Source organism: Parafrankia sp. FMc2 (assembly GCF_041008525.1).
In the GTDB taxonomy this organism is placed as follows: Bacteria; Actinomycetota; Actinomycetes; order Frankiales; family Frankiaceae; genus Parafrankia.
In genome coordinates this window covers 1-5,884 of the sequence record NZ_JBFLUG010000248.1, presented here as the reverse complement: position 1 = coordinate 5,884, position 5,884 = coordinate 1, and the positions used below count along the sequence as shown (strand labels likewise).

Here is a 5,884-nt window from a genome sequence, read left to right as displayed (position 1 = left end):
AAAAGAAAGGTATCTTAGGTTGTGTGGTGTGTGGGGGGGTTGAGGTGTGTAAAAGAGGGGGGGGGGGGGGTGGGGGGGAACGGGTGGGGTCATCGGCGGGCTGACGCTGCCCGGCGCCGGGGAGCTGAACAGCACCGGCATGGCGGAGGCCGTGCGGGCACGCCGTCCCGGCGCGGCGGCGCGGGGCGGGCTGCCCTCGGGCCGGGTCGGGTCCGGCGCCCGGAAGGACAGCGGCGTCACGGGACCGCGGGGCCGGATCGGTGTGGAGGGCTGCGCCGGCTCGGGGCTGGGGGGCTGGAAGCGGACCCGCACCGGCGCGGTGGTGGGCCGGAACGTCTTCGCCGCCTTCGCCGGTGTGGACGGCGTGCCAGCGCTGCCCGGGGGCCGGAACACCGGCGGACCCGGAGGCCCGGTCGGGCGGGGGCGGGGACGTGTGCTCTGGTCGGGATTGGCGCCCGGTGTCAGGGGCGCTTGGAAGACCGCGGGAGGCGGCGGGCCGGTGGCCTTGCCGTTGGCGAGATGCTGCATGGATACCGCCGGTATCGGTTGAAGGAACTGGGGGGTGGCCCGGCCGAGCGGACGCTGCCGCGGCGGCCGGGAGGTGATCGGGTTCTGCGTGGGTCGCGGGCCCGCGGGCCGCCGGCCGCGGCCGGCAGACGTGCGGCCGGCCGGGGTACGCCCCCGGCGGTGGCCCAGAAAACCCAGCGCCCTGCCGATCACGTAGGCGCGTACGACCCGGCTGAGAATGCCGCCACCGCCGTGGCCGATCTTCGGCATCATCCAGAACGGGATTTTGAACAGGAAATAAATGAGGGTGATCGCAGCGAGCAGATTCACGACGCCGTCGGGGGTCGGGCCGAACACGGTGAACCCGCCGGGAGTGAAGAAAACCTTGAAGCTGGCGATCAAAACGAATGACTGGGCGATCTGGATGCCCAGGCAGCCGAAGAACGCCCGCCACCACCAGGACGCCATCTTCTCGGTCATCGGGTGGCCGTGGCCGGCCAGCGCTATCGGCGCCGCGCCGATAAGCGCCACCTCGATCGTGATGCGGGCGATGTAGGTGCACAGCAGCGCGACGACGGAGCCGGCGAGGAACAGGCCGAGGAAGATAACGAAGACGCTCTTACCGAAACCGCCGGGTGTCGGCACGATCGCCGCAAGGACAATGCTTTTCAGCTGCCCGGCGGCGGTATCGGGGTTCAGTCCCTCTCCCAAGATCGCGCCGGGGAGCGCGTTCGCGATCTGGATGGCTTTGGTGGCCAGGAAGTGCGAGAGCCCGGAGGCGAGGAAGCCGAGCGGGATGCGCGGCAAAATCTCTTTGATCGAGATGCGGGACTGGACCGTCCCCAGCGCCATGACCGTGATACCACCGAACATGATCAGCGCGCTGTAGGCGGTGGCGCTGATCGCCCACGACGTCGACCACAACTCCCCGATCGCGGGAAGCTGGGACGGTTCCGGCGTGGTCAACAAGGTGCGGCCGAGCAGGTCCAGCAGCGGGTTGAGCGCGGCAGTCACCAGCGTGCGGAAGAACGCGGTAATAGCGTCGTTGATCGCGTCGGTGATCCATCCGACGATCCCGCCGCCGTCGCCGCCGGTGTCTGGCGCCGGGGGCGTCGTCTGCGGCCTCGGGGGCGGTGGGACCTCCGGGGCGGTGGCGCAGTCCGGGTCGTCGGCCGAGCACGGCTCGGTGGGACCGCCGGTGCCGGTGTCGTCGGGTGGTGCGCCCGGAGTCTCGGGCGCGGGTGTGGTGGCCCCGCCGGAAGGCACGGGTGTGGCCGGTGTTTCCTGGCCTGGGGGGATCGGGGATGGTCCGGGCTGCGGGTTCGGGGTGGGGCCGGTGTAGCCGGGCGTGTCGGTGGAGGGAGCAGGCGCGGGAGCGGGTGGTGCGGTGGCGGCAGAGGCCACCGCGGGGAACACGATCGCCAACAGGAGCGCGAACGCCGCCGTCCCGGCCAGCAGCAGCCCCCGGCCGCGCCTGCGGCGACGGAGCCGAGAGAAGCCCAGCCGGCGGCGCGTCTGGCTGGACAAAGAGCCCGGCGTGCCGGACGGGAGGGCACGGCGGCGGGAGGCGGCGGTCACGCCCTAGCCCCCGACGATCTGCTTGAGGATCTCGACAACGACCGGCGCAAGCGCGGCCAGCCCGTAGCCGTAGCCGGCGTTGCGGAAGGAGTCCTTGGCCTTGCCGACCTCGCCCGGCTCGCCATTCGCGATCATGTAGCGCACGCCGCCGATCGAGAGGAACACCGTCGCCAGCAGCGCCAGGCTTCCCATGATCCAGTTACGGATGTTGTTCAGGACCGTGTTCAGGTCCGGCGCCACCGGCGCCGTCGGTGCAGGCACCTGCGCGAAGGCCGCCGCGCCGCCAGCTAGGACGAACACGCCCACGACGGCGACGAGCAGGACCGCCCGGCGCCATCCGACCCGCCGGACTGAACGCGGGACGTGGAGGTGGTCCGGCGGGGTCGGGCTCATGCCAGCACCCCCGCGACCACCGAAGGCACCCCTGCCGGGTCGGGCGCAGCTGCGGGCGTCGCGCTGCTGGCCGGTGGGCGAGTGAGCCGGGTGGGGGGTTCGTCAGCGGGCGCGGGCCCGCGGTGGCCGGCGAGGTGGTCGACCAGGCGCCGCTCGGCCCGATCACGCAGCCGGTAGACGGTGCGTACCGGGGTGGCGTGGCGGGCGGCCCAGGCGGCGACCGAGACGTCATCGAGCCGAGTCGCGGCGACGAGCGCGGCCTCGGTCTCGGTCAGGACCCCGTCCGCGACCGCGCCGGTCAGGACCTCGTGCGGACCGTCCGCTCGGGTCTGGGCGACGGTGCGGGTCTGGAACAGGCCCGGGTCAGGATGCGGGATCTCCAGCGACTGGGTGAGCAGGTCCAGACCGGCGCGGTAGGCGGCCCAGCGCAGCCGCACCACGATCCGCGGCAGGTCCAGGCGGACGGTTGCGAGGGCGGTGAGGAAGCCGGTCAGGACCTCGGCCTGAACGTCGGCCGGGTCGAGATCGCTGTGCTCGCCGAGTCGGGAGGCCACCGCCCGCAGCGCCGGCAGCGCCATGCCGGCGGCGCCGACCGTCCACGCGCCGCGACGGGCGCGGGCGCGGCGGATCACCGCCTTCCAGGCGGCGTCGCTGGTGGCCTGCGGGCAGGAACGGGCCAGCAGCCGGTCGCGCAGCTCGTCCAGCGCCACCAGCCGGTCCGGCAGACCCGGTACCCGCGTGCCGTCCAGGGCGAGCGGGTCGGGGTCGGTGACCAGGAGCGCGAAGCAGTCCCGCAAGGTCGTCAGAGGCAGTGCGGGCGCGTTCGCGCCGGCGGTTCGCACAGGAAGGGGAGACGTTTCGTCGGGCATTGTTCGCCGTCCTTCGGGTGTCGCGGAATTCGGACACCCCCAAGGACGCCACATCAAAGACAGCGAAAAGACAGCGCGATCTCCCAGGGAATGAACAGCAAAGATCGCTGTGCATTCAGAACAATCACAGCGGGACGATGCAAGGCACTTCCTGCACCCCAGCACGGCTGTGCGCCAGCAGCTGGCCCGGACCTGACAGCGAGCCTCTGACCTGGGGCGCTGTGACGCCACCAGCGCCCTACCGGTGATCGCTGGCACATGCCCAGCGATCACCAAACAGCGCTCGCCGGCACCGGCAAGAAAAATCTTGAAAAAAGTTTCCGGGCCACTCGCCGGAGTGCTGCCAGCGAGATGACAGCGATCAATAGTCCGGTCGAACTAGACCCTGCACAGCGGAAAAATCTTGAAAAAATTCGTGGGAGTGGTGGCAAAAAACGGCACAGCAGCCGGTCTCCTTTTACGACCGCGGAAACGCCCCGTCGTGAAAGGCAGGACCATCAGTGCCCACCCCATCCGAGTCCGACCGCAACACCCTGCCGGTCGTCCCGGCGGGCCGGCCGGCGACCGTCTGGCCGTGCCCGCCCGCCACTCCCGACCGGACCTCCGCCGGCTGGCTTCCGTCCGCCGTGGAACGCCTCGTCGTCACCGTCAGCCGGCCCGATGACCCGGTCCTGCTGCTGACCGAGCCGCCTCTGTCCCAGCCCACCCGGCCGGCCGAGCCCGGCGACGACGAACTGGGCGAGGGACTCGTCGCCTGCGCCGGGACCGTCGCCCGACTCGGGCGGCGCGTCCAGGTCCGGACCGCGCCCGGCGACGCGTCGCCGCGATGGACCGGGTCCGCCTGCGGACCGGACCTCGTGCCCGGTCGCGGTCCGGACCCCGACTGCTTTCTGCTGGTCGTCACGGTCGTGGAACCGACTCGGATCGGCTGGTTCACCCGCATCGACTGGGGCGCTCTGCTGGCCGTCGGCGGCACGCTCGCCGTCGTCAGCCGCTGCGAGAGCTTCGGCGGCTGGCTGATCGACCCCACCGTCGAACTGGCCCTTGCGGCGGACCGCAGCGGTCTCGCGCTGCTCGATCGGATCGTCCTGCTGGAGGTCCCTCTGAGCCAGCTCGACATGCCCGCCACGCCCATCCCCGCCGGGGTGGTCGCCCAGCGGGTGCATTCCGACTTGTTGCTGTTCACGGCTGTGCACGCGCCGATGCCGCCGGCGTGGGGCGCAGCCTGATGACCGGCGAGGTCGAGACTTGGCGCTGCGACGCGCGGTGGGCGACGGTCTGGCCGACCAGCCGGCATGCCATCACCGCCCCGCAGACCGACGGACCCGCAGCCGTGTCGTCCTCCCCGTACGCGGAGGCAGCGGTGTCAGCGGCGGTCGCTGCCCACGCGATCGCGGTCTATAGCCGACCCGGGGACACGGTCTGCGACCCGGACTGCGGACCGGGGACTGTCATCGCCGAAGCCGTCCACGCCCGCCGCCATGCCATTGGCATCACCACCAATGCCGGCCGGTGGGAGACCGCCCGCGCCGCGCTCACCTTGGCGAAGGCCCGCGGCGCCCGTGGCGACGGGATGATCCTCGACGCACTCCCCACCGGCGAGTCCTGGACCGGACTCGGACCGGTCGACCTGGTCCTGACCGCAATCGGACCGACCGACTCCGACGGTCCGGTCCGGGACCGGCTGCGCGCACGTCTGGCGGCCTACCGGAAGCTGTCCCGGCCCGGCGGGCACCTCGTCGTCATTGCTGCGTACCACGTCGAGGGCGGAGTGGACCTGGCCAGTCACCTCGCTGCCGCCGGCCGGGACACGGGCTGGCGGCCGGTGCAGCGCGCTGTCGCACTCACCGCCCTCCCCCACGTTCGGGAGCTCAGCGTGTACCGCCCCGACAGCCGGGCACGCGCCTACCCGGTCCACCAGGACGTGATCATCTTCGGCGTCGAGGGCGAGCGTGCTCGCCACCTGCGCCTGGCGGACCCGCCGCCCCCACCGGCACCCCGCACTGCCCTCAGCGCATCGCACCGCCCGGCCGCCTAGCCCTCTGCGCCGGCCGGGTGGTGCGGTGAGCGCACCACCCGGCCGGCTCTGCCTCCTGGTTGGAGCCCCGCATGTCTGACCTGCTGCCCATTCCCGCGCTACCGCCCGCCCCGCCCGAGCCGCAACACCGCCCCGGCCGGTGGTGGCGGCTCACCCACCCGCGCGCAGCCCGCCGGGCCCGCCTACTCGCCCGCCACCACGCCTGGACCACCGAACGCGCCCGCCAGGCCCAGATCGACCTCGTGCGCGCCGGATACCACCTCGGCCCGGTGCCCTTCGGCTACCGTGCCCACCGCGTCACCGTTTCCGACGCCAACGGGGTGATGCGCCGCCGGGTCCGCCTCGTCATCGACCCCGCGTCCGCCGCGACCGTCGGCATGATCTACCGCTGGCGGATCGAGGACAGGCTCAACCCTGTCTCTTCGCACCATCTCCGAGCCAACGAGACCAGCGAGGACCTCGAATCCTGTACTCTGCGAGAAAACAAACACACAAGATA

Annotated in this window: 5 protein-coding genes and 1 pseudogene; 3 read left to right on the top strand and 3 right to left on the bottom strand. The window is 72.0% G+C overall.

Annotated features, from left to right (window positions below):
* From AB1460_RS35305 to AB1460_RS35295, 3 genes are all read right to left on the bottom strand, one after another.
* Positions 1-2,085 (bottom strand): hypothetical protein (locus AB1460_RS35305; protein WP_368966745.1); only part of this gene is annotated, 2,085 nt, incomplete at its 3' end.
* 3 nt (positions 2,086-2,088) lie between these two features.
* Positions 2,089-2,478: a pilin gene (locus AB1460_RS35300; protein WP_368966743.1), complete on the bottom strand. Its 390-nt coding sequence runs from the start codon at positions 2,476-2,478 to the stop codon at positions 2,089-2,091.
* The gene (locus tag AB1460_RS35295) at positions 2,475-3,347 is read right to left on the bottom strand and encodes a hypothetical protein (RefSeq protein ID WP_368966742.1); all 873 of its coding nucleotides are present in this window, start codon (positions 3,345-3,347) and stop codon (positions 2,475-2,477) included. The genes AB1460_RS35300 and AB1460_RS35295 overlap by 4 nt, the downstream gene beginning before the upstream one ends.
* Positions 3,348-3,847: 500 nt before the next feature.
* On the opposite strand from AB1460_RS35295, the gene AB1460_RS35290 reads away from it, so the two are divergent.
* The 3 genes and pseudogenes from AB1460_RS35290 to AB1460_RS35280 all read left to right on the top strand — a co-directional run.
* Positions 3,848-4,576, top strand: coding sequence for a hypothetical protein (locus tag AB1460_RS35290; RefSeq protein WP_368966741.1), 729 nt, complete (start codon positions 3,848-3,850; stop codon positions 4,574-4,576).
* Positions 4,561-5,385, top strand: coding sequence for a DNA methyltransferase (locus AB1460_RS35285; RefSeq protein WP_368966740.1), 825 nt, complete (start codon positions 4,561-4,563; stop codon positions 5,383-5,385). The genes AB1460_RS35290 and AB1460_RS35285 overlap by 16 nt, the downstream gene beginning before the upstream one ends.
* A gap of 71 nt (positions 5,386-5,456) precedes the next feature.
* Positions 5,457-5,884: pseudogene (locus AB1460_RS35280) on the top strand (hypothetical protein); the annotation flags it as partial.